The sequence below is a fragment of the Klebsiella sp. P1954 genome (assembly GCF_018199955.1).
In the GTDB taxonomy this organism is placed as follows: Bacteria; Pseudomonadota; Gammaproteobacteria; order Enterobacterales; family Enterobacteriaceae; genus Klebsiella; species Klebsiella pneumoniae.
The window spans coordinates 1,430,206-1,452,952 of record NZ_CP073373.1; the positions used below are offsets into that span (position 1 = coordinate 1,430,206).

At 56.8% G+C, this 22,747-nt stretch carries 23 protein-coding genes; 18 read left to right on the plus strand and 5 right to left on the minus strand.

Annotated elements, in window-relative coordinates:
* Positions 1-31: 31 nt before the first annotated feature.
* Both KB890_RS07040 and KB890_RS07045 read left to right on the plus strand, forming a co-directional pair.
* Positions 32-1,702: a ShlB/FhaC/HecB family hemolysin secretion/activation protein gene (locus tag KB890_RS07040; protein WP_004179033.1), complete on the plus strand. Its 1,671-nt coding sequence runs from the start codon at positions 32-34 to the stop codon at positions 1,700-1,702.
* Positions 1,703-1,767: 65 nt separating this feature from the next.
* Entirely contained in the window at positions 1,768-3,561 is a 1,794-nt protein-coding gene (locus KB890_RS07045) for a filamentous hemagglutinin N-terminal domain-containing protein (RefSeq protein WP_016946804.1), read from the plus strand.
* A gap of 45 nt (positions 3,562-3,606) precedes the next feature.
* Here the strand turns inward: KB890_RS07045 and KB890_RS07050 are convergent, their stop codons facing one another.
* Positions 3,607-4,089: a zinc ribbon-containing protein gene (locus KB890_RS07050; RefSeq protein WP_002894699.1), complete on the minus strand. Its 483-nt coding sequence runs from the start codon at positions 4,087-4,089 to the stop codon at positions 3,607-3,609.
* A gap of 226 nt (positions 4,090-4,315) precedes the next feature.
* Here KB890_RS07050 and leuS point away from each other — a divergent pair, with 226 nt between their 5' ends.
* The 15 genes from leuS (at position 4,316) to lipA (ending at position 19,790) form a co-directional block, all read left to right on the plus strand.
* Complete coding sequence (gene leuS / locus KB890_RS07055; protein ID WP_004179029.1) at positions 4,316-6,898, plus strand: leucine--tRNA ligase; 2,583 nt, start codon at positions 4,316-4,318, stop codon at positions 6,896-6,898.
* A 14-nt stretch (positions 6,899-6,912) separates the two neighbouring features.
* Positions 6,913-7,503, plus strand: coding sequence for an LPS assembly lipoprotein LptE (gene lptE / locus KB890_RS07060; protein WP_002894693.1), 591 nt, complete (start codon positions 6,913-6,915; stop codon positions 7,501-7,503).
* Positions 7,503-8,534, plus strand: a complete 1,032-nt coding sequence (gene holA, locus KB890_RS07065) for a DNA polymerase III subunit delta (RefSeq protein ID WP_002894692.1) — start codon at positions 7,503-7,505, stop codon at positions 8,532-8,534. Before lptE ends, holA begins: the two co-directional genes overlap by 1 nt.
* On the plus strand, positions 8,527-9,177 hold the full coding sequence (gene nadD, locus KB890_RS07070; protein WP_004176879.1) for a nicotinate-nucleotide adenylyltransferase: 651 nt from the start codon (positions 8,527-8,529) through the stop codon (positions 9,175-9,177). Before holA ends, nadD begins: the two co-directional genes overlap by 8 nt.
* Positions 9,178-9,249: 72 nt before the next feature.
* Positions 9,250-9,879, plus strand: coding sequence for an adenosylcobalamin/alpha-ribazole phosphatase (locus KB890_RS07075; RefSeq protein WP_004179026.1), 630 nt, complete (start codon positions 9,250-9,252; stop codon positions 9,877-9,879).
* A gap of 222 nt (positions 9,880-10,101) precedes the next feature.
* Positions 10,102-10,419, plus strand: coding sequence for a ribosome silencing factor (rsfS, locus tag KB890_RS07080; protein ID WP_002894623.1), 318 nt, complete (start codon positions 10,102-10,104; stop codon positions 10,417-10,419).
* A 3-nt stretch (positions 10,420-10,422) separates the two neighbouring features.
* Positions 10,423-10,890, plus strand: a complete 468-nt coding sequence (gene rlmH / locus KB890_RS07085) for a 23S rRNA (pseudouridine(1915)-N(3))-methyltransferase RlmH (protein WP_002894620.1) — start codon at positions 10,423-10,425, stop codon at positions 10,888-10,890.
* Positions 10,891-10,917: 27 nt separating this feature from the next.
* Positions 10,918-12,819, plus strand: a complete 1,902-nt coding sequence (mrdA, locus tag KB890_RS07090; RefSeq protein WP_002894617.1) for a peptidoglycan DD-transpeptidase MrdA — start codon at positions 10,918-10,920, stop codon at positions 12,817-12,819.
* Positions 12,819-13,931, plus strand: coding sequence for a peptidoglycan glycosyltransferase MrdB (mrdB, locus tag KB890_RS07095; RefSeq protein ID WP_002894613.1), 1,113 nt, complete (start codon positions 12,819-12,821; stop codon positions 13,929-13,931). The genes mrdA and mrdB overlap by 1 nt, the downstream gene beginning before the upstream one ends.
* An 11-nt stretch (positions 13,932-13,942) precedes the next feature.
* A complete protein-coding gene (gene rlpA / locus KB890_RS07100; RefSeq protein ID WP_020324585.1) occupies positions 13,943-15,091 on the plus strand; it encodes an endolytic peptidoglycan transglycosylase RlpA in 1,149 nt (382 codons plus the stop codon).
* 138 nt (positions 15,092-15,229) lie between these two features.
* A complete protein-coding gene (dacA, locus tag KB890_RS07105; RefSeq protein WP_002894539.1) occupies positions 15,230-16,429 on the plus strand; it encodes a D-alanyl-D-alanine carboxypeptidase DacA in 1,200 nt (399 codons plus the stop codon).
* A 112-nt stretch (positions 16,430-16,541) separates the two neighbouring features.
* The gene (gene ybeD, locus KB890_RS07110; RefSeq protein WP_002894474.1) at positions 16,542-16,805 is read left to right on the plus strand and encodes a DUF493 family protein YbeD; all 264 of its coding nucleotides are present in this window, start codon (positions 16,542-16,544) and stop codon (positions 16,803-16,805) included.
* A 104-nt stretch (positions 16,806-16,909) separates the two neighbouring features.
* Positions 16,910-17,554 (plus strand): lipoyl(octanoyl) transferase LipB, encoded by a 645-nt coding sequence (gene lipB / locus KB890_RS07115; RefSeq protein WP_002894472.1) that lies wholly within the window; start codon positions 16,910-16,912, stop codon positions 17,552-17,554.
* Between the two features lie 130 nt (positions 17,555-17,684).
* Positions 17,685-18,644, plus strand: a complete 960-nt coding sequence (locus KB890_RS07120) for a YbeF family transcriptional regulator (protein ID WP_004220154.1) — start codon at positions 17,685-17,687, stop codon at positions 18,642-18,644.
* A gap of 180 nt (positions 18,645-18,824) precedes the next feature.
* Entirely contained in the window at positions 18,825-19,790 is a 966-nt protein-coding gene (gene lipA / locus KB890_RS07125; RefSeq protein ID WP_002894467.1) for a lipoyl synthase, read from the plus strand.
* A 190-nt stretch (positions 19,791-19,980) separates the two neighbouring features.
* On the opposite strand, the gene tatE is transcribed toward lipA, so the two are convergent.
* The gene (gene tatE / locus KB890_RS07130) at positions 19,981-20,184 is read right to left on the minus strand and encodes a twin-arginine translocase subunit TatE (protein WP_004179022.1); all 204 of its coding nucleotides are present in this window, start codon (positions 20,182-20,184) and stop codon (positions 19,981-19,983) included.
* A gap of 242 nt (positions 20,185-20,426) precedes the next feature.
* Positions 20,427-21,215, minus strand: coding sequence for a deaminated glutathione amidase (locus tag KB890_RS07135; protein WP_004179020.1), 789 nt, complete (start codon positions 21,213-21,215; stop codon positions 20,427-20,429).
* An 89-nt stretch (positions 21,216-21,304) separates the two neighbouring features.
* On the opposite strand from KB890_RS07135, the gene crcB reads away from it, so the two are divergent.
* Complete coding sequence (crcB, locus tag KB890_RS07140) at positions 21,305-21,688, plus strand: fluoride efflux transporter CrcB (RefSeq protein WP_002894459.1); 384 nt, start codon at positions 21,305-21,307, stop codon at positions 21,686-21,688.
* 67 nt (positions 21,689-21,755) lie between these two features.
* Here crcB and cspE read toward each other — a convergent pair whose 3' ends face one another.
* The gene (gene cspE, locus KB890_RS07145; RefSeq protein ID WP_002439184.1) at positions 21,756-21,965 is read right to left on the minus strand and encodes a transcription antiterminator/RNA stability regulator CspE; all 210 of its coding nucleotides are present in this window, start codon (positions 21,963-21,965) and stop codon (positions 21,756-21,758) included.
* Positions 21,966-22,159: 194 nt separating this feature from the next.
* Positions 22,160-22,678 (minus strand): lipid IV(A) palmitoyltransferase PagP, encoded by a 519-nt coding sequence (gene pagP, locus KB890_RS07150; protein ID WP_002894414.1) that lies wholly within the window; start codon positions 22,676-22,678, stop codon positions 22,160-22,162.
* Between the last annotated feature and the right edge of the window lie 69 nt (positions 22,679-22,747).

Genomic DNA, 22,747 nt, shown 5'->3' on the forward strand with positions numbered 1-22,747 from the left:
CCAAACCAATGAAACAAATGGATATTGCTTCATGTTAATTCGATCTCGCACGCTCACCGGGCTGCTGTTTATCACGCTGGCGGGCACCTCAGCCGCCGGGGCCGCGCCATTGACCTCTTCTACTCACCAGACGGAGCAGGATAAAGCCCGCCAGGAGGCGCTGGCGCCGCAGCAACAGGATTTTCAGTCTTCACAACAGCGCGTGGCGCCGCAGGGTATCCCTTTTCCTGAGGAAACGCATTGCAAATTGATCAACCGGGTCGATATCGACTCCGATAACCAGGCGCTCACCCGGAAATTACTGGCGAAAACCGCGCGGCAGGCGCAGGGACGCTGCCTGGGCAGCGAAGGCATTCGCCTGCTGGCCTATACCTTGCAAAATGAGCTGATCGCGCAAGGCTACATCACCTCGCTGATTGATGTGCCCTCCCAGTCGCTGGAGCACGGCATACTCAGGTTCACGCTGCACTATGGCAAAGTGGGCGCTATCGACTATGCCGACGGCTCGGACACCACCCGCCTGTGGAATTCCCTGCCCACCTCTTCCGGTACTATCCTGCGCTTAAGCGACCTTGAGCAAGGGATGGCCAACCTGCAGCGTCTGCCCGGCGCCACCGCGCACATGAAACTGCTGCCGGGCCAACACGAGGGAGAAAGCGATATCCAGATCGCCCGCAGCCTGGCGAAAAAATGGCAGCTTGGCGCCTGGCTTGACGACGCCGGCAGCAAAGCCAGCGGACGCTACCAGGCCGGCGGGGCCCTCTATCTCTATGACCTGACCACCCTCAACGATATCCTGTACCTTTCCGGCGGGGGCGATATTGAATTCAATCAGCATAACGACGGCAACCACAACGGCAGCCTGTATTACTCCATTCCCTTTGGCTACTGGACACTAAGCGCCTACGGGGCATACAGCCAGTATCGTCAGCAGTTTAACGGCAACTGGTCGACGATGGATTATAAGAGTAAAAATCGCTACTACAGCGCCACGCTGAGTCGTCTGCTCTCCCACACCCGGCAGCAAAAAACTACCGCCGACCTGCGGATCGCCAAGAGTACCTCGCATTATTACTTCGGCGGCAGTGAGCTACTGGTGATGCGCAAGCAGAACCCCTCATGGGAATTCACCCTCAACCACCAGCACTACTTTAACAAAAAGATTGTTGATGCCAGCATCGGCATCCAGCGCAGCCTGCCGTGGCTCAGCTCGACAGCAACGCCGGAAGAGCAGGCCGGGCTGTATAGCCCGCTGTCGCGGATTGTGCATGGTAATCTGCAGGCAATGATGAAATTTGACGCCACCGGCGACAAATTTACCTGGGCTCCCCGCCTCAGCGCCCAGTTCAGCCCGGACAAACTCGCTTCCGATAATAAATTCAATATTGGTAGTCGCTGGAGCGTGCGCGGTTTTGACGGTGAAAACAGCCTGTCCGGCAATCAGGGATGGTACTGGCGCAACGATTTTATCTGGGATCTGGCCACCGACGAGCGGCAATTCTATTTGGGCGCGGATATAGGCCGCCTTATCGGCGCCGATCTATATCAAAAAGGCAAAGTGCTCTCCGGCGCCGTCAGCGGGCTGCGCGGTCAGCTATGGTCAACGCAGTACGATCTGTTTATTAGTACCCCGCTGAGTAAACCGGATAAGTTTCATAGCGACGCCCTGAATATGGGCTTTTCATTACAGTGGAGGTATTAATTCGCACATTATTGACTCGTCATATTTACATTATTTATTAATCATTATTTAAAGGAATAAAGAAAATGTTTAAGTTTAAGGCTTCTTATGTCGCACTGGCGGCAGTATTAACCTCGTCGGTAGTTTATGCCGACCCCACAAGCTATACGCACTCTTCCGGCGCCACGGTTATCGATATTGAAAAGCCGAACGCCGCCGGTGTCTCCCATAACCTGTACCGCGACTTCAACGTCGGCGCCAATGGCACCATCCTCAATAACAGCGGCGATGATGTCAGCCACAGCACATTTGGCAATATCGCCCGCAACAATAATCTGACCGCCGGCAGCGCTTCGGTGATTTTGAACGAGGTGACCTCCAAAAACGCCAGTAGCCTGAAGGGCTTTATCGAAGTCAACGGTCAGAAAGCGGATGTGGTAATCGCCAACCCGAACGGCATCACCTGTTCCGGCTGTAGCTTTGTTAATACCAACAAGGCTATCCTGACCACCGGCAAGGTTAATATGACCGACGATGGCGCCATCGGCAGCTATACCGTAACGGGCGGCACCCTCACCATCGGCGAAAATGGCATGAACGCCGCCAACGGCTATGCGGTTCTGCTCGCCGACGCGATCAATATCAACGGTAAAGTGCAGGCCAACAACGCCCTGGTCAGCGCGGGCAACTTCACCATGGATAACAGCTCTGGCTCGGTGACCTCCGCTGGTAAAAAGGCCACCCTGATCCAGATGACGGTTAACCCGCAGTACAGCATCGACGTCAGCAGCCTTGGCGGCATTGAGGCCAACAGCATCAGCATGGTCGGCAATAACATCGGCTTTGGCGTACGTAATAAAGGCTCTATCGTCGCGAATAGTTCGCTGCAGCTCACCAGCAACGGTAATCTGCTGAACAAAGGCACGATCAAAAGCAACGGTCTGCTGAGTCAGGTCGCCACCGCCTCGGGCATCACCAATGACGGTAGCATCGCCGGCGCCTATTATTTAATGCTCTCCAGTGGCGATTATATCGTTAACACCGGTTCTCTCTCCGGCGGCCAGCTCATTGCCACCGCCAACGGCAACATCACCAACGGCGACTCAGGCACGATGACCGGCACCAGTGGATTAAGCCTGACCAGCGGCGGGAAAATCCGCAACGAAGAAAAAGCCTCCCTGCTGTCAAATAACCAGATTGCCGCCACGGCAATCGGTGATTTCCTCAATGAAGGCAAAATCAGCGCCAAAAACACCAGCCTGACGTTTGTCGGCGACAGCTTTAAAAACACCGGCAATATTAACTCTACTGGCCAAACAACCATTCAGTCGCTTAAACAGGACGGCAGCGCCAATACGGGCGAAATCTATAACCTCGGCAATATCACCGGCGAAAATATCAATCTGCAGACCAACGGCACGCTGGCGCAAAGCAGCAGTGGTCGTATTGAGGCAACCAACGCCATTACCGCCCACAGCTACTGGCTGAACCAAAATGGTTATATGAAAGCCGCCGATATCACCACCGATCATGGCGTAGTGAATAATTATGGCAATATTACTGCCAAAAATATTTCAATTACGACCTACTCAGATATCACCAACGAAGGGCAGATCAGTAGCACCGACGACCTGACCTTAAATACCAAAAACAAAGGCGCGATCTACAATTATTCAACCCTCAGCGCGGGCGGCAACATGACGTTAACCGCCACCAAAGTGGTCAATGGTGGTAAAAGTTGCGGCATCCTGGGCCTGGCGAAATGCGGCGTCGGAACGTTAACTGCTGACAAGCTGGTACTGAACTCATCGCAGAAATATGTTAGCGACATGGGTGGAAAACAGTATTTCAAGAGCACCGAAGTCAACACGGTGAAATAAGACAAACCACGATGCGCGAAGCCTCGCGCATCGTTTTTCGCACGCTTAGGGCTCGAAGGGCCGACGCTGGAACTGATCGTGGCCACATTTTGGACAGCGCGGCAGCACGTCCGGGGTGTATACCGCCAGGTGATAGTGGCACTTCTCGCAGACCAGATTACCCAGACCAACCACCTCTCCGCTGTGGTACACGCCGTGGTGATTCAGATCCTGAAAGACTTCCCGCCACTCGAGCTGGGTTTTGTCTGTGATATCAGCCAGCTCCTGCCACAGGCTCTCTTTGATCACCCGCATAAACACGCTGTCGCTCTCGTCTTCGTGACTCTCTTCGTAGCTGCGGGCAAACTCCTCGAGGTCGCGCTTGACCGCCGCAATCACCGACTCGATCTCGCTCTGCGTCAGATCGCCGGCGCGGACGATTTTTTCCCGCGCCTGCGTCACCAGCGCGTCGATATCGCGCTCTCCATGGCGGAGCCGTTCGCTGAGCGAGGAGACCAGTTCACGGTAATATTGAGCAACCTTGTTCATCATTTCGCCTCCGGTGGGGTTAACGTCTTCTGATAATAGACCTTATTCCTCTCCCGCTGTGTCTGACAAGCCACAGAGTCGCGAAATAATCTGCGCAGCTTTTGCCGATGTTGATGTGCGAAAAGCTGTTTTGACGTGGGCGTTTGGGCTATGCTATGCCGATCTGAAATAACACATCCATTGGCTACACTTTGTAGCTGTATTGAAAACAGGACCACTGGCTGCCATGCAAGAGCAATACCGCCCGGAAGAGATAGAATCGAAAGTCCAGCTTCACTGGGACGAAAATCGTACATTTGAAGTAACTGAAGACGAGAGCAAAGAGAAGTATTACTGCCTGTCGATGCTTCCTTATCCTTCTGGTCGACTACACATGGGTCACGTGCGTAACTACACCATCGGCGACGTGATTGCCCGCTACCAGCGCATGCTGGGCAAAAACGTCCTGCAGCCGATCGGCTGGGATGCGTTCGGTCTGCCGGCAGAAGGGGCGGCGGTGAAAAACAACACCGCGCCAGCGCCGTGGACCTACGACAACATCGCCTACATGAAAAACCAGCTCAAAATGCTGGGCTTCGGCTATGACTGGAGCCGCGAGCTGGCGACCTGCACCCCGGAATACTACCGCTGGGAGCAGAAGTTCTTCACCGAGCTGTACAAAAAAGGCCTGGTGTACAAAAAAACCTCCGCAGTGAACTGGTGCCCGAATGACCAGACCGTGCTGGCCAACGAACAGGTTATCGACGGCTGCTGCTGGCGCTGCGATACCAAGGTCGAGCGTAAAGAGATCCCGCAGTGGTTTATTAAAATCACCGCCTACGCCGATGAACTGCTGAACGATCTGGATAAGCTGGACCACTGGCCGGACACCGTGAAGACCATGCAGCGCAACTGGATCGGCCGTTCGGAAGGGGTAGAAATCTCCTTTGACGTCAACGACTACGCTGACAAACTGACTGTCTACACCACCCGTCCGGACACCTTTATGGGTTGTACCTACCTGGCCGTCGCGGCGGGTCACCCGCTGGCGCAGCAGGCTGCGGCGAACAATCCGGCGCTGGCCGCCTTTATCGACGAGTGCCGCAATACCAAAGTGGCCGAAGCCGACATGGCGACGATGGAGAAAAAAGGCGTCGATACCGGCTTTAAAGCCATTCATCCGCTGACCGGTGAACAAATTCCGGTCTGGGCGGCAAACTTTGTGCTGATGGAATACGGCACCGGCGCGGTAATGGCCGTTCCGGGTCACGACCAGCGCGACTACGAGTTCGCCAGCAAGTACGGTCTGAACATTAAGCCGGTTATCCTCGCTGCCGACGGCTCCGAGCCGGATCTCTCCGAGCAGGCGCTGACCGAGAAAGGCGTCCTGTTTAACTCCGGCGAGTTCAGCGGTCTTGATTATGAAGCGGGCTTCAACGCCATTGCCGACAAACTGGCTGCCATGGGCGTGGGCGAGCGTAAAGTTAACTACCGTCTGCGCGACTGGGGCGTATCCCGTCAGCGCTACTGGGGCGCGCCGATCCCGATGGTGACCCTGGAAGATGGCACCGTGCTGCCGACCCCGGAAGATCAGCTGCCGGTGATCCTGCCGGAAGACGTGGTCATGGACGGCATCACCAGCCCGATCAAAGCCGATCCTGAATGGGCCAAGACCACCGTCAACGGCCAGCCGGCGCTGCGCGAAACCGACACCTTTGACACCTTTATGGAATCCTCCTGGTACTATGCGCGCTACACCTGCCCGCAGTATCAGGAAGGAATGCTGGATTCGAAAGCGGCCAACTACTGGCTGCCGGTAGATATCTACATCGGCGGTATCGAACACGCCATCATGCACCTGCTCTACTTCCGCTTCTTCCATAAGCTGATGCGCGACGCGGGCATGGTGAACTCCGATGAGCCGGCGAAACAGCTGCTGTGCCAGGGCATGGTGCTGGCTGACGCGTTCTACTATGTGGGCGAAAACGGCGAACGTAACTGGGTTTCCCCGGTTGACGCCATCGTTGAGCGCGACGAAAAAGGCCGCATCGTGAAGGCCAAAGACGCGGCGGGCCACGAGCTGGTGTACACCGGCATGAGCAAGATGTCCAAGTCGAAAAACAACGGCATCGACCCGCAGGTGATGGTTGAGCGCTACGGCGCGGATACCGTGCGTCTGTTCATGATGTTTGCGTCCCCGGCGGATATGACCCTCGAGTGGCAGGAATCTGGCGTTGAAGGGGCGAACCGCTTCCTGAAACGCGTCTGGAAACTGGTCTACGAGCACACCACTAAAGGAGAGGTTGCGGCACTGAACGTGGCGGCTCTGAGCGAAGATCAGAAAGCGCTGCGTCGCGATATCCACAAAACCATCGCCAAAGTGACCGATGACATCGGCCGTCGTCAGACCTTCAACACCGCCATCGCGGCAATCATGGAGCTGATGAACAAGCTGGCGAAAGCGCCGCAGGAAGATGAGCAGGATCGTGCGCTGATGCAGGAAGCTCTGCTGGCGGTGGTGCGTATGCTCAACCCGTTCACTCCGCACGCCAGCTTCACCCTGTGGCGTGAGCTGAACGGCGAAGGCGATATCGACAACGCGCCGTGGCCGGTAGCGGATGAGAGCGCGATGGTGGAAGACAGCACCCTCGTCGTCGTCCAGGTCAATGGCAAAGTTCGTGGTAAAATTACCGTTGCGGTAGATGCAACTGAAGAGCAGGTTCGCGAGCGCGCCGGCCAGGAACATCTGGTGGCGAAATATCTCGACGGTAAAACCGTGCGTAAAGTGATTTACGTTCCGGGTAAACTGCTCAATCTGGTCGTTGGCTAAGCGCGGGAGGAAGCGTGCGATATCTGGTAACAATGTTGTTATCTCTGGCGGTGCTCGTCACCGCCGGCTGTGGCTGGCATTTGCGTAGCACCACCAAGGTGCCCGCCACCATGAAAACCATGATTTTCCAGTCGAGCGATCCGAACGGCCCGTTAAGCCGCGCGGTACGTAATCAGCTGCGTCTTAACGGCGTGGAACTGATCGACGCCAGCACGCTGCGTAAAGATGTCCCTTCTCTGCGCCTCGATGGCTCGTCGATTCAGAAAGATACCGCATCGGTGTTCCAGGATGGTCGTACGGCGGAGTATCAGATGGTCATGACCGTTCATGCCAGCGTCCTGATCCCGGGTCACGATATCTATCCGATTACCACCAAGGTCTATCGGTCGTTCTTTGATAACCCGCAGGCGGCATTAGCGAAAGACGCCGAGCAGGATATGATTATCCAGGAAATGTACGACAAAGCGGCGGAACAGCTGATTCGTAAGCTGCCAAGCGTTCAGGTAGCGGATGTTGAAGCAACCCAGCAGGAAGAGAAACCGGTCGCCAGCAGCGCGGCGCCGGCTTCCTCGGGTAACCGCGTCTCCACCACGCTGGGTCAATGATGATTCGGTTGTACCCGGAACAGCTCCGCGCGCAGCTCACTGAAGGGCTGCGCGCGGCCTATCTGCTGCTTGGCAACGATCCCCTGCTGTTGCAGGAAAGCCAGGACGCCATTCGCGAAGCTGCTGCCGCGCAGGGCTTTACCGAGCACCATACTTTTTCAATCGACAACAGCACCGACTGGCAGGCGATTTTCGCCTTAAGCCAGGCGATGAGCCTGTTTGCCAGCCGGCAAACCCTGCTGTTGATCCTACCGGAAAACGGCCCCAACGCGGCGATCAATGAACAGCTCGCCACGCTGGTTGGCCTGCTGCACGACGACCTGCTGCTGATAGTTCGCGGAAATAAGCTGACCAAAGCCCAGGAGAATGCCGCATGGCTCACCGCCCTGGCTCAGCGCGCAGTCCAGGTCAGTTGCCAGACGCCGGAATACGCGCAGCTGCCGCGCTGGCTGGCCGCCCGTGCCAAACAGCATCAGCTGCAGCTCGACGACGCGGCCAGTCAGCTGCTGTGCTACTGTTACGAAGGCAATCTGCTGGCGCTGGCGCAGGCGCTGGAGCGTCTGGCGCTGCTCTGGCCGGACGGTAAGCTAACCCTGCCCCGCGTTGAGCAAGCGGTAAACGATGCCGCGCACTTTACGCCTTACCATTGGGTCGATGCCCTACTGGCCGGCAAAAGTAAGCGCGTGCTGCACGTCCTGCAGCAGTTACGCCTTGAAGGCTGCGAGCCGGCGATCCTGCTGCGTACTCTGCAGCGGGAGCTGCTGCTGCTGGTTACCCTCAAGCGCCAGGCGACGCACACGCCGCTGCGCTCGCTGTTTGATAAACATCGGGTCTGGCAAAACCGCCGTCAGCTGCTCAGCGACGCCCTCACGCGCCTGAGCGGGGAACAGCTGCGCCAGGCGGTGACCCTTCTGACCCGCGCGGAGCTCACCTTTAAACAGGATTACGGGCACGACGTCTGGCCCGAACTGGAAAGTCTTTCGTTGTTGCTCTGCCACAAAGCCCTGGCGGACGTTTTTATTGATGGTTGATATGACTCAGTTACAGGCAATCTATGGCGGCACCTTCGATCCGGTGCATTACGGTCACCTCAAGCCGGTTGAGATCCTGGCGAATCAGATTGGCCTGAGCAAGGTCATCATCATGCCTAACAACGTCCCGCCGCACCGGCCGCAGCCGGAAGCCACCAGCGCCCAGCGCGTGCACATGCTGAAGCTGGCGATTGCCGATAAACCGCTGTTCACGCTCGATGAACGCGAACTACGGCGCGATACCCCCTCCTGGACGGCGCAAACGCTGCAGGAGTGGCGCCAGGAGCAGGGGCCGCGCAAACCGCTGGCGTTTATCATTGGCCAGGATTCGCTACTGACCTTTCCCACCTGGCACAACTATGAAACCATTCTCGACAATGTCCACCTGATTGTTTGCCGCCGCCCGGGTTACCCGCTGACCATGGCGCAGGAAGCGGATCAGCGCTGGCTGGATCGCCATTTAACCCACGACGTGGAGTCTCTGCATAACCGCCCTTCCGGCGTGATCTACCTGGCTGAGACGCCGTGGTTCGATATTTCCGCGACGATCATCCGCCAGCGCCTTGAGCGCGGCGAGTCCTGCGCCGAGATGCTGCCTGCCGCCGTGCTGGATTACATCCGCGAGCAGGGACTCTATTGCTGACCCCAGGCTGGGCCTGGCGCGAAAAAAGCGCTATCGTAACGCCATCTCTTCATCGCCTGTCAGAGCCTGTTCATGAAATTGTGGTTAGTTCGCCATGGCGAAACCGAAGCCAACGTTGCCGGGTTATACAGCGGCCATGCCCCAACGCCCCTGACGCCGCGCGGCGTCGCTCAGGCGCGCACGCTCGGCGAACGGCTGCGCCTGGCGCCTTTCGATAAAGTATTCTGTAGCGAGCTGGCGCGGACCGGGACAACGGCCGATCTGCTGCTTGGCGACCGCGCTATTCCGCGTGAGCGCCATCCCGCGCTCAATGAGATGTTTTTCGGCGACTGGGAGATGCGTCATCATCGCGACCTCCAGCGAGAAGATGCGGAAAACTATGCCGCCTGGTGTGCCGACTGGCAGCATGCGGCCCCCACCAACGGCGAAAGCTTTCAGAATTTTGCCCGCCGCGTCAGCGAGTTTATCCCAACGCTGACCGACTGCCGCCATCTTGACCATCTGCTGATCGTCGGCCATCAGGGCGTCCTGAGCCTGCTGACCGCCCTGCTGTTGCAGATGCCTCCGGCGGCGATGTGGCACTTTCCCATTGCCCATGGCGCCTGGAGCCTCCTCGAAATCCGCGACGATTTCACCACCCTGCGGGTATTAAATAGCCAGGCCGTCTGGCAGCCGCAAGAAGAATTCCCGCCAGACCATTGACAGGCCAGAGCAGGCTGTTATTCTCCGCTGCCAGGCAGCATCCGCCAAAGCCGGTTTGCAGAAATTGTTTTACAAAAATGGCGATGCAATCCGCGGCGAGGGATGGGATGATAGCCCGCCACGAACGCCTGCCGACAGACATTTCACCCGACTTTTTCATCAGTTCAGGTATACTGTCAGGCTCTTTATGATTATCAATCTTCACGCACCCAGGGGGAACACTTGCAGGGTAAAGCACTCCAGGATTTTGTTATCGACAAAATTGATGACCTGAAAGGTCAGGACATCGTTGCCATTGATGTACATGGCAAATCCAGCATCACCGATTGCATGATTATCTGCACCGGCACCTCCACGCGTCATGTGATGTCTATCGCCGACCACGTGGTTCAGGAGTCCCGCGCCGCCGGCATGCTGCCGCTGGGCGTTGAAGGGGAAGCCGCCGCCGACTGGATCGTCGTCGACCTCGGCGACGTGATGGTCCACGTCATGCAGGAAGAGAGCCGTCGTCTGTACGAGCTGGAAAAACTCTGGAGTTAATGCGTGAAGTTGCAGCTGGTGGCCGTTGGCACCAAAATGCCGGACTGGGTACAGACCGGCTTTAGCGAGTATCTGCGCCGTTTTCCCAAAGATATGCCGTTCGAGCTGGTGGAGATCCCTGCCGGTAAGCGCGGTAAGAACGCTGATATCAAACGCATCCTCGAAAAAGAGGGCGAGATGATGTTAGCCGCTGCCGGTAAGAACCGCATCGTGACCCTGGATATTCCGGGTAAACCATGGGATACACCGCAGCTGGCGCGCGAACTGGAACGCTGGAAACAGGACGGGCGCGACGTCAGTTTACTGGTAGGCGGTCCGGAAGGTCTCTCTCCCGCCTGTAAAGCAGCGGCGGAACAGAGTTGGTCGCTCTCCACCCTCACCTTACCTCACCCGCTGGTGCGCGTACTGGTGGCCGAGAGTCTGTACCGGGCGTGGAGCATCACCACCAACCACCCGTACCACCGTGAGTAATGATGATCAGGGTAGACTAAGCAGCGAATGAAATTACAGAATTCTTTCCGCGACTATACGGCTGAATCCTCGCTGTTCGTGCGCCGGGCGCTGGTCGCTTTTTTGGGGATTTTGCTGCTTACCGGCGTTCTGATCGCCAACCTGTACAATGTGCAAATCGTTCGCTTCGACGACTATCAGACGCGCTCGAACGAAAACCGCATCAAGCTGGTGCCGATCCCGCCGAGCCGCGGCATTATTTACGATCGCAACGGCACCCCGCTGGCGCTTAACCGCACCATTTACCAGCTGGAGATGATGCCGGAGAAAGTCGATAACGTACAGCAGACGCTGGATGCGCTACGCGACGTCGTCGATTTAACCGACGATGACATCGCCGGTTTCAAAAAGGAGCGCGCCCGCTCCCATCGTTTTACCTCGATTCCGGTAAAGGTCAACCTCAGCGAAGTGCAGGTGGCCCGCTTTGCCGTCAACCAGTACCGCTTTCCCGGCGTGGAAGTCAAAGGCTACAAGCGTCGTTATTACCCCTATAATTCGGCGCTGACTCACGTCATTGGCTATGTCTCAAAAATTAACGATAAAGACGTCGACCGCCTGGATAAAGAGGGCAAGCTGGCCAACTACGCCTCGACGCACGACATTGGTAAGCTGGGTATAGAGCGTTATTACGAGGACGTTCTGCACGGTCAGACCGGCTACGAAGAGGTTGAAGTGAACAACCGCGGCCGCGTCATTCGTCAGCTGAAAGAGGTGCCTCCGCAGGCCGGACGCGACATCTACCTCACCCTCGACCTCAAGCTGCAGCAGTATATTGAAACGCTGCTGGCCGGCAGCCGCGCCGCCGTGGTGGTGACCGACCCGCGTACCGGCGCTATTCTGGCGCTGGTTTCAACCCCGAGCTATGACCCGAACCTGTTCGTCGACGGCATCTCCAGCAAAGATTACTCCGCGCTGCTCAACGACCCGAACACACCGCTGGTCAACCGAGCAACGCAGGGGGTCTATCCGCCGGCGTCGACGGTCAAACCGTACGTCGCCGTCTCGGCGCTGAGCGCCGGGGTGATCACCCGCAACACCAGCCTCTTCGACCCCGGCTGGTGGCAGTTGCCTGGCTCAGAGAAACGCTATCGTGACTGGAAAAAGTGGGGCCACGGCCATCTGAACGTCACCAAAGCGCTCGAGGAGTCTGCAGATACCTATTTCTACCAGGTCGCCTATGACATGGGCATCGACCGTCTCTCAGAGTGGATGAGCAAGTTTGGCTACGGCCACTACACCGGTATCGACCTCTCCGAGGAGCGCTCTGGCAACATGCCGACCCGCGAATGGAAGCTCAAGCGCTTTAAGAAACCCTGGTACCAGGGGGACACCATTCCGGTGGGCATCGGCCAGGGTTACTGGACCGCCACGCCGATCCAGATGAACAAAGCGCTGATGATCCTGATTAACGACGGCGTGGTGAAGGTGCCTCATCTGCTGCAGAGCACCGTGGAAGACGGCAAGCCCGTACCCTGGGTCCAGCCCCATGAGCCGCCGGTAGGCGATATCCATTCCGGCTATTGGGAAATCGCCAAAGACGGCATGTACGGCGTGGCCAACCGCGGCAACGGCACCGCGCACAAATACTTCGCCAGCGCGCCGTATAAAATCGCGGCCAAGTCAGGTACCGCTCAGGTGTTCGGCCTGAAGGCCAACGAAACCTATAACGCGCACCGGATCTCCGAGCGCTTGCGCGACCATAAACTGATGACAGCGTTTGCGCCTTATAACAACCCGCAGGTTGCCGTGGCGATGATTCTGGAAAACGGCGGCGCCGGCCCGGCGGTCGGTACGATTATGCGCCAGATCCTCGATCACATCATGCTGGGCGATAACAACACTACGCTGCCAAGCGAAAACCCGGCGGTAACCGCAGGGGAGGATCAATAATGACGGATAATCCGAACAAAAAATCGCTATGGGATAAAATCCATCTTGACCCCACCATGCTGCTTATCCTGCTGGCGCTGCTGACCTACAGCGCGCTGGTTATCTGGAGCGCCAGCGGTCAGGATGTCGGCATGATGGAGCGTAAAATCGGCCAGATCGCCATGGGCGTGGTGATCATGATCGTCATGGCGCAGATCCCGCCGCGGGTCTATGAAGGCTGGGCGCCCTACCTCTATATTTTCTGTATCATCCTGCTGGTAGCCGTTGACGCCTTCGGCGCCATCTCCAAAGGGGCGCAGCGCTGGCTGGATCTCGGTATTGTGCGCTTTCAGCCGTCGGAGATCGCCAAAATAGCCGTGCCGCTGATGGTGGCGCGGTTTATTAACCGCGATGTCTGTCCACCGTCGCTGAAGAACACCGGCATTGCCCTGGTGCTAATCTTCCTGCCGACGCTGCTGGTGGCGGCGCAGCCTGACCTCGGGACCTCGATCCTGATCGCCCTATCCGGGCTGTTTGTGCTGTTCCTATCCGGCCTCAGCTGGCGCCTGATTGGTATCGCCGTGGTGCTGGTCGCCGCCTTTATTCCGATCCTGTGGTTCTTCCTGATGCACGACTATCAGCGTCAGCGCGTGATGATGCTCCTCGATCCGGAAACCGACCCGCTGGGCGCCGGCTATCACATTATTCAGTCTAAAATTGCCATTGGCTCCGGCGGTCTGCGCGGCAAAGGCTGGCTGCACGGCACCCAGTCGCAGCTGGAGTTTCTGCCGGAACGCCACACCGACTTTATCTTCGCCGTCCTCGCCGAAGAGCTGGGCCTGATTGGCGTACTGATCCTGCTAGCGCTTTATATTCTGCTGATTATGCGCGGACTGTGGATCGCCGCCCAGGCGCAAACCACCTTTGGCCGGGTCATGGCCGGTGGTTTAATGTTGATTTTATTCGTTTATGTCTTCGTAAATATTGGTATGGTGAGTGGTATTTTACCGGTGGTGGGCGTACCGTTGCCGCTGGTGAGCTACGGGGGCTCCGCCCTGATCGTACTGATGGCCGGGTTTGGTATCGTAATGTCGATCCATACCCACAGAAAAATGTTGTCGAAAAGCGTTTAAAGGGGTTAGCAATGCGTAAGCAATGGCTGGGGATCTGCATAGCAGCGGGGCTGCTGGCGGCATGTTCGAGTGATGACGTGCAACAAAAAACGGTCAGTACTCCACAGCCGGCCGTCTGTAATGGCCCGACGGTTGAGATCAGCGGCGCCGATCCGCAATATGAAACGCCAAACGCCACGGCGAATCAGGATTATGAGCGCGACGGTAAAAGCTACAAAATCGTTCAGGATCCGGCCAACTTTACTCAGGCCGGTTTCGCGGCGATCTATGACGCAGAACCCAACAGCAACCTGACCGCCAGCGGCGAAGCCTTCGATCCGACTCAGTTGACCGCAGCGCACCCGACGCTGCCGATCCCGAGCTACGCGCGGATCACTAACCTTGCCAACGGACGGATGATCGTCGTGCGGATTAACGATCGCGGTCCCTATGGCAACGATCGGGTCATCTCGCTTTCCCGCGCATCCGCTGACCGCCTGAACACCTCCAACAATACCAAAGTGCGCATCGACCCCATCATCGTCGCGCCTGACGGTTCGCTTTCCGGCCCGGGGATGGCCTGTACCACCGTCGCCAAACAGACTTACGCCCTGCCCGCCCGTCCGAATCTGGACGGTGGGGACGCCGCTGGCATGAGCCAACCCGCACCCACTGACGTTCGCCCGATCAGCAACAGCACGCTGACGCCGGCAGACAGCGTGGGCGCGCCGGTGAACAGCGGCGGTTTCCTCGGCGCGCCGACGCCCCTGAACAACGGCGTGCTGGAGAGTAGCGAACCAGCGGCAGCCGCCGCGACGGCTCCTGCCGCCGGCGCCACGCCAACAGCGCCAGTGACCGCGCCTGGCTCCATTCAGGGTAATGTGGCGCCCGCTGCGGCCACCGCCGCAGCCGCTGGCGCCGTGGCGGCCTCGTCCTCCGCGACCTCCAGCGCCAGCGGTAATTTTGTTGTCCAGGTGGGCGCAGTAAGCGACCAGACGCGGGCGCAGCAGTATCAGCAGCGCCTGAGCCAGCAGTTTTCTGTGCCAGGCCGGGTCATGCAAAACGGCGCGGTCTGGCGTATTCAGCTGGGTCCCTTTGCTGATAAAGCACAGGCCAGCGCCGTGCAGCAGCGCCTGCAAAGCGAAGCGCTGCTGCAGTCCTTTATTACTCGCGCCAACTAAACGCCGCGGGCCGCCCGTTCACCTCGCGCATGTAAAAGTCATTAACAAACTCATGCGCAATGTCGGATGCTGGCCCGCAGAGCATTTGCTATAGTAAGGCACTTTTTTAACTCCATCACGGATGCCGTTGTTCTGACCATGAAGACCTCTTTCACCGCTCGTTTACTCATTACGGCGCTCTCCGTTGCAGCGCTCTCCTCCGCTGCCCGCGCCGATGACCTGAATATCAAAACGATGATCCCAGGCGCCCCGCAGATTGACGCCGAATCCTGGATCCTTATCGATTACAACTCTGGCAAGGTACTGGCTGAAAACAATGCCGACTCCCGCCGCGACCCGGCCAGTCTGACCAAAATGATGACCAGCTATGTTATCGGTCAGGCGATGAAAGCGGGCAAATTCAAAGAGTCCGATCTGGTCACCGTCGGCAACGATGCCTGGGCCACCGGCAACCCGGTTTTCAAAGGCTCTTCTCTGATGTTCCTCAAGCCGGGCATGCAGGTGCCGGTTTCTCAGCTGATCCGTGGTATTAACCTGCAGTCCGGTAACGATGCCTGCGTGGCGATGGCCGACTACGTCGCCGGCAGCCAGGACGCCTTCGTCAGCCTGATGAACAACTACGTAAACGCTCTGGGCCTGAAAAACACCCATTTCCAGACCGTTCACGGTCTTGATGCTGACGGACAGTACAGCTCCGCGCGCGACATGGCGCTGATTGGCCAGGCGCTGATCCGCGACGTACCGAACGAGTACTCCATCTATCGTGAGAAAGAGTTCACTTTCAACGGCATCCGCCAGCTGAACCGTAACGGCCTGCTGTGGGATAACAGCCTGAACGTCGACGGCATCAAAACCGGCCATACCGACAAAGCGGGTTACAACCTCGTCGCCTCCGCCACCGAAGGCCAGATGCGCCTGATCTCCGCGGTAATGGGCGGCCGGACGTTCAAAGGCCGTGAGTCGGAAAGCAAAAAACTGCTTACCTGGGGCTTCCGCTTCTTCGAAACCGTCAACCCGATTAAAGCTGGCAAAGAGTTTGCCTCCGAACCGGCCTGGTTCGGCGACAGCGATCGCGCTTCGCTGGGGGTGGATAAAGACGTCTACCTGACCATTCCGCGCGGCCGAATGAAAGATCTGAAAGCCAGCTACGTGCTGAATAACACTGAGCTGCACGCCCCGCTGCAGAAAAACCAGGTTGTCGGCACCATTAACTTCCAGTTGGATGGTAAAACCATCGACCAGCGTCCGCTGGTGGTCCTGCAGGAAATTCCGGAAGGTAATTTCTTCGGCAAAATTATTGATTACATTAAATTAATGTTCCACCACTGGTTTGGTTAAAAATCGAACACTTGAAAGTGTGATTTCCATCCCCATATACTATTCATCCAAGTAACCTGATAACTCCCGCCCTTGGTGGGAGTTATTATTTTGTCGTAACACCGGAGCTGACATGAAAACCAAACTTAACGAACTGCTTGAATTCCCTACGCCATTTACTTACAAAGTAATGGGGCAGGCGTTGCCGGAGCTGGTTGATCAGGTGGTGGAAGTGGTACAGCGCCATGCGCCTGGTGATTACTCGCCGTCAGTAAAACCGAGCAGCAAAGGTAACTACCACTCGGTCTCCATCACCATCAACGCCACCCACATTGAACAAGTGGAAACGCTGTACGAAGAGTTAGGCAATATCGATATCGTTCGGATGGTGCTGTAACCTTTTCCCTGACCCGGCCGTCGTGCCGGGTCTTCTCATTCCCTTCTGCACGGCTGTGATATACTCCCCAACCTGAATTCTCTCTTCCCGGCGGAGATGTTGTTTTGCAGCACAATAAAATTCTTATCCGGCAGCTTGGCCTGCAACCTTACGAACCCGTCTCGCAGGCGATGCATGAATTTACCGACGCCCGTGATGAAGATACCCTCGACGAGATCTGGCTGGTGGAACATCACCCCGTATTCACCCAGGGTCAGGCCGGTAAAGCGGAACACGTGCTGGTGCCCGGCGATATTCCGGTGATCCAGAGCGATCGCGGCGGCCAGGTCACCTATCACGGTCCGGGACAGCAGGTGATGTACGTCCTGTTGGACCTCAAGCGCCGTAAGCTGGGCGTGCGGGAGCTGGTGACGCTGCTGGAGCAAACGGTCGTCAATACCCTGGCTGAATATAGTATCGAGTCGCACCCCCGCGCCGACGCCCCTGGCGTCTATGTCGGCGAACGCAAAATCTGCTCTCTGGGATTGCGGATCCGTAAAGGTTGTTCTTTCCACGGTCTGGCGCTTAATATCGCCATGGATCTCACACCGTTTCTGCGTATCAACCCCTGCGGCTATGCCGGTATGGAGATGACGCAAATGCGCCAGTGGCAGCCTGCAGCCTCCCCGGAGACGGTCGCTCCGCGGCTGGTCGCCAATCTGCTGGCGCTGCTAAATCATCCACCGCACGAATATCTTCCCCGGGATTAAGCGGCAGGCCAACGTCCCGCTGTCAGCGGGGCGCTAAACGAGTAACACGTTATTTTTGCAATCAATTGTCACGCACGGCAACGCGGTGGGCCGCTATACTTGGCCTATCATTCCCAACCGGACTCATCGCGTGCCAGAGAATACGCCTCCGTCAGAATCTCCTGACAGACAGGATGAACGTTACGATCGTCAAATGTTTCGCATCCTGCGTAATATTGACCTCAATCTGTTGACGATCTTTGAAGCGGTATACGTACATAAAGGTATCGTCAACGCCGCGAAGATACTCAATATCACACCCTCGGCGATTAGCCAGTCAATTAACAAACTGCGGGCGTTGTTCCCCGATCCGCTATTTATCCGCAAAGGACAGGGCGTCACCCCCACCGCCTATGCCACCCATCTTCATCAATACATCAGCCGCGGCATGGAAGCTTTCCTCAGCGCGCTGGATATCACCGGTAGCCCGCACCAGCAGCGGGTGATCACTATCGCCACTACGCCAGCGATGGGAGCGCTGCTGATGCCTGGCCTGGCCAGCGCGCTGAAGCCGACCTTTCCGCAGATCCTGTTGCACAATATCGCCATCGTCGACGCCGCGCGGCAGCTTGACCAGCGCCAGGTGGATCTGCTCATTGATACCCACCTGCACAGCGGCCAGGCGATAAGCCATCATGTGCTGTATCAGGATCGGGTACAGATGTACTGCCGCGCAGGGCATCCCGCGCTGGACGGTCCGCAGGATGAAACGACCCTCGCGGAGTACGAATTTGCGCTGCTGCTGCCGGAAGGCCAGCGCTACCCCACCCTCCATCGCCGACTACAGGAAGAGATGGGCGAGCGCCGCTGCGGCTTTAGCACCTTTAACCTGATGACCCAGGCGGCGATGATCGCCGGGAGCGATATGCTGGGTCTGACCACCGAACGCCTGTTCGCCATGGTGTCCCGTCTCTGGCCGCTGCAGACCCTGGATTTCCCTTCCCTCGGTGAAGAGCAGATTGACGTTGCGCTGCACTTTAATAAGCTGAGCGGGAAAGAGCCATTGCTGAAAGAGATCATCGAGACGGTGATCCGCTCGTTTAAGGCGTAGCGCACGGAAGGGAAAAGGATAAAACAACAACTATTTTACAATTTGCCGGGCAGGCAGGCTGCTTTCTGCCCCTTTTCAATGGTATACTGCCTGCTCTTGATTCAAAAATAGTTGATAATTGCAACATTTCATTGAATTAATTCGCTTTCCTTCGTGACTCGCAACTGGAACACGCACGCTATGAGTAAACCCATTGTGATGGAACGCGGTGTTAAGTACCGCGACGCCGATAAAATGGCCCTTATCCCGGTGAAAAACGTGGCAACTGAGCGTGAAGCTCTGCTCAGAAAACCGGAATGGATGAAAATCAAACTTCCGGCAGACTCGTCCCGTATCCAGGGAATCAAAGCAGCGATGCGTAAGAACGGCCTGCACTCTGTGTGCGAAGAGGCCTCCTGCCCGAACCTTGCAGAATGCTTCAACCACGGTACCGCGACCTTTATGATCCTCGGCGCGATCTGTACCCGCCGTTGCCCGTTCTGTGACGTCGCGCATGGACGCCCGGTCGCGCCAGATGCAAACGAGCCACAAAAGCTGGCGCAAACTATCGCCGATATGGGTCTGCGCTATGTCGTAGTCACCTCGGTAGACCGTGACGACCTGCGTGATGGCGGCGCACAGCATTTTGCCGACTGCATCAGCGCCATTCGCGAGAAAAACCCGTCGATTAAGATCGAAACGCTGGTTCCGGATTTCCGCGGCCGCATGGATCGCGCACTTGATATTCTGACGGTGACCCCGCCGGATGTCTTCAACCATAACCTCGAAAACGTGCCCCGTCTTTATCGTCAGGTACGTCCGGGCGCGGATTACAACTGGTCGCTGAAGCTGCTGGAGCGTTTTAAAGAAGCGCACCCGGAGATCCCGACGAAATCCGGCCTGATGGTAGGTCTGGGCGAAACCAACGACGAGATCATCGAAGTGATGCGCGACCTGCGTCGCCATGGCGTCACCATGCTGACGTTAGGCCAGTATCTGCAGCCGAGCCGTCACCACCTGCCGGTGCAGCGCTACGTCAGCCCGGAAGAGTTTGAAGAGATGAAAGCGGAAGCGATGGCGATGGGCTTCACCCACGCCGCCTGCGGTCCCTTCGTCCGCTCTTCCTATCATGCCGACCTGCAGGCTAAAGGGATGGAAGTTAAATAACCCACCGCTTCCGCCGCTGCGCGCCTGTTCGGCGCAGCGGCTCTCTCCGCTTCATCCGTTTCGCCTGTCCGTAACAGTTAGTTGCATCTTTTCTCCGCGGCGTCGACAAAAACGACAAAGGCCGCAACGATAAACGTCGCGGCCTCTTCGCCGTACCGCCAGCATCCCGTCAGGAGACGCAGCCGGAGAATTACTCTTTATGAGAGAGCTTCTGCGCCGGCGCTTCTTCTGCGGTGGTTTTCTTCGCGCTATCGTCATCTTCGTTCATGGCTTTTTTAAAGCCCTTGATAGCCGACCCCAGGTCGCCGCCCAGCGTACGTAATTTCTTGGTACCAAACACTAAGATAATCAGTGCTGCGACTACCAGCAGTTTGGTAATACTAATCTCACCCATAGCTAACCTTCTTCTCTATACAAGCTGCGAATACGCCATCATACACGCATTTATCCGTCCTATTGTAATCCACCTGTGCGTGGGCTGCGTGTTTCGGCCCATAGCCTCCCCTCCGGGAGTGAGCGCTGAGATGTCCATCCTGACGTGCACAGCGAATTATTGGGATAAACAATACGGGTATTTGACGCGCGGACACAATAGCAATCTGTAACAAGGTGAATCAAGCCTTGTTTAAAAAAACGTCATAATAATTGCGGTGGCGCAAATCGTCGGTTCCGCAGCACTGGCAAACGCTCGCGAACGCGCGCAAGGTCATCCGCAGAGAGATCGGCAAAGATCAGCTGCGGCTCGCTCCCGGCCCCCGCCAGAGTGGTCCCCAGCGGATCGACGATGCGGCTCAGCCCGATATTGCGCGTTCCGCATTCGCCTGCCGCCACGATATAGCAGGTAGTATCGAGAGCGCGTGCCGCCAGCAGCGTCGCCCAGTGATGCTCTTTCTGCGGCCCTTTCACCCATGCAGCGGGCAGCACCAGCAGCTGTGCCCCATTCAGGGCCAACGAAAGCGCCAGTTCCGGAAAGCGAAGATCGTAGCAGGTCATCAGGCCAACGCGTAATCCCGCCACCTCAATCACCGGCGGGATCTGCTGACCGGGATCCACCCGCCGGGACTCCTGCATCGCGAAGGCGTCATATAGATGAAGTTTATGATAATGGCCGATCACTGCGCCTTCCCGCAATACCACCAACGTGTTGGTCGCTCTCCCCTCCCCTGACGGCACATGGAGCGTCAGGACCGTGGTCAGGCTGTTACGCCTGCTCTCGGCCAACAGCGGCTGCAAAAATGCGCCATCCAGCGGCTGGGCCGATTTAACTGACAGATCCGGGTCGTTGTCATCCCGCGCCAGCAACGCCTCCGGCAGCACCAGCAGCGCTGCCCCTTCTCGCTCCGCCTGCTGCATCATCGCCACACAGGTTTGCGCATTCGTCCGCCATACTGGCGTGACGGCAAATTGTCCTGCCGCTACCCGCATGTTCTTCTCCCGTCAGGTTATGGATAGCCAATCGCGCCCGATGCGCGCTACACTTGACACTCTCTTACATCAAATAGCAGGAAACGACCGTGTTTCAACTTCTTTGCGCCGTTTTTATTGGCGGCGGCACCGGCAGCGTATTGCGCTGGTGGCTCGGCATGAAGCTCAATCCTGTGCACCATGCTATCCCGATTGGGACTCTAACGGCCAACCTGTTAGGCGCCTTTGTGATTGGCGCCGGGCTGGCGTGGTTTAATCGTCTGACCGGTATTGACCCGATGTGGAAACTGCTGATTACCACCGGTTTCTGCGGCGGCCTGACCACGTTCTCCACCTTTTCTGCAGAAGTGGTGTTTCTCCTGCAGCAGGGCCGGGTAAGCTGGGCGCTGCTCAACGTCGCGGTGAATTTGCTGGGTTCGTTTGCGATGACGGCGGTCGCCTTCTGGCTTTTCTCGCAGGCGGCCAGCCGCTAAAAGCGAAGGAGACAGGCAAAAAAAAACCCGCTTATTAGCGGGTTTTTATATTCTACTGACGCGTTGCTTACAGAGCGATGACGTTTGCAGCAGAAGGGCCTTTGGCACCGTTAGTGATTTCGAACTCTACGCGCTGACCTTCAGCCAGAGTTTTGAAACCGTTGGACTGGATTGCAGAGAAGTGTACGAATACATCTTTGCTGCCATCTTCCGGAGTAATGAAACCGAATCCTTTGGACTCATTAAACCACTTAACGTTACCTTTAATCTTAGACATCAAAATTACCTTTATATGAAAAATCGACACTAATGCTGTGTCGGGTATCAGTACACCAATTGTGGTACCTTTTGTCCAGTGCAACTTTGCTAAAAAGTGATAAAAGTCGCTATCTTTTTTAGTGGGTAACGCTTTAGTCCTTGTTTTTGCACAAGACCTTCCGCTTATCTCATTTATTGCTAAGACTTAGCGAATTAAAACTGGATGCGCGCCCAGGCGAAGTAAACGTTACCGTTATTGTAGGTGCCGGGAATATAGGTCATCTGGAAAGTTGCCGGACCGTAACCTATTGACGCCAATGGCAAGATCACCGGGATCGGGATGTAGTTCCAGTTATCGCGCGCCGTGACGCCGAGGGTATAGCCAAGGCCGAGGTGGAAATTCTGGTCCGTCAGCGGGCGCCAGGTTTTCTCCCAGCCGTAGCCGCCGATGGGCTCCCACTTATTAAAAGAGTCTTTAAACGCCATCAGGTACAGGCCATGCCAGTTCCCTTTCTCATCCCAGCGCGAGACGCCGAAACCTGCCCCCCATGGACGTTCGTTATACTTATCGGTTTTTTCCTTGTCATAGGCAAAACGCGCATGCCAGGTGATGGCTGGAACGTACAAATCATAGTGCTCCGGCTCATTCCAGGTCTGCGCTACGTTATTACTTAAGGTATGGTAACCTTCGCTAAGGGTCGATGAAAACGACGCGCTGGCGTTTCCGGACACCAATAACCATCCTAAAAAACCAAGAGAAAACAATGAAAAACGACGTAACATCAACACTTTTCTATTACC

Excerpts from the sequence above, each read along its gene's own strand:
- KB890_RS07075 (WP_004179026.1), top strand. The coding sequence starts at position 9,250 with ATGAAATTGTGGTTAGTTCGCCATGGCGAAACCGAAGCCAACGTTGCC.
- lipA (WP_002894467.1), top strand. The coding sequence starts at position 18,825 with ATGAGTAAACCCATTGTGATGGAACGCGGTGTTAAGTACCGCGACGCC.
- leuS (WP_004179029.1), top strand. The coding sequence starts at position 4,316 with ATGCAAGAGCAATACCGCCCGGAAGAGATAGAATCGAAAGTCCAGCTT.
- mrdB (WP_002894613.1), top strand. The coding sequence starts at position 12,819 with ATGACGGATAATCCGAACAAAAAATCGCTATGGGATAAAATCCATCTT.
- nadD (WP_004176879.1), top strand. The coding sequence starts at position 8,527 with ATGGTTGATATGACTCAGTTACAGGCAATCTATGGCGGCACCTTCGAT.
- tatE (WP_004179022.1), bottom strand. The coding sequence starts at position 20,184 with ATGGGTGAGATTAGTATTACCAAACTGCTGGTAGTCGCAGCACTGATT.
- mrdA (WP_002894617.1), top strand. The coding sequence starts at position 10,918 with ATGAAATTACAGAATTCTTTCCGCGACTATACGGCTGAATCCTCGCTG.
- KB890_RS07040 (WP_004179033.1), top strand. The coding sequence starts at position 32 with ATGTTAATTCGATCTCGCACGCTCACCGGGCTGCTGTTTATCACGCTG.
- KB890_RS07050 (WP_002894699.1), bottom strand. The coding sequence starts at position 4,089 with ATGAACAAGGTTGCTCAATATTACCGTGAACTGGTCTCCTCGCTCAGC.
- rlpA (WP_020324585.1), top strand. The coding sequence starts at position 13,943 with ATGCGTAAGCAATGGCTGGGGATCTGCATAGCAGCGGGGCTGCTGGCG.
- dacA (WP_002894539.1), top strand. The coding sequence starts at position 15,230 with ATGAAGACCTCTTTCACCGCTCGTTTACTCATTACGGCGCTCTCCGTT.
- ybeD (WP_002894474.1), top strand. The coding sequence starts at position 16,542 with ATGAAAACCAAACTTAACGAACTGCTTGAATTCCCTACGCCATTTACT.
- cspE (WP_002439184.1), bottom strand. The coding sequence starts at position 21,965 with ATGTCTAAGATTAAAGGTAACGTTAAGTGGTTTAATGAGTCCAAAGGA.
- holA (WP_002894692.1), top strand. The coding sequence starts at position 7,503 with ATGATTCGGTTGTACCCGGAACAGCTCCGCGCGCAGCTCACTGAAGGG.
- KB890_RS07045 (WP_016946804.1), top strand. The coding sequence starts at position 1,768 with ATGTTTAAGTTTAAGGCTTCTTATGTCGCACTGGCGGCAGTATTAACC.
- KB890_RS07135 (WP_004179020.1), bottom strand. The coding sequence starts at position 21,215 with ATGCGGGTAGCGGCAGGACAATTTGCCGTCACGCCAGTATGGCGGACG.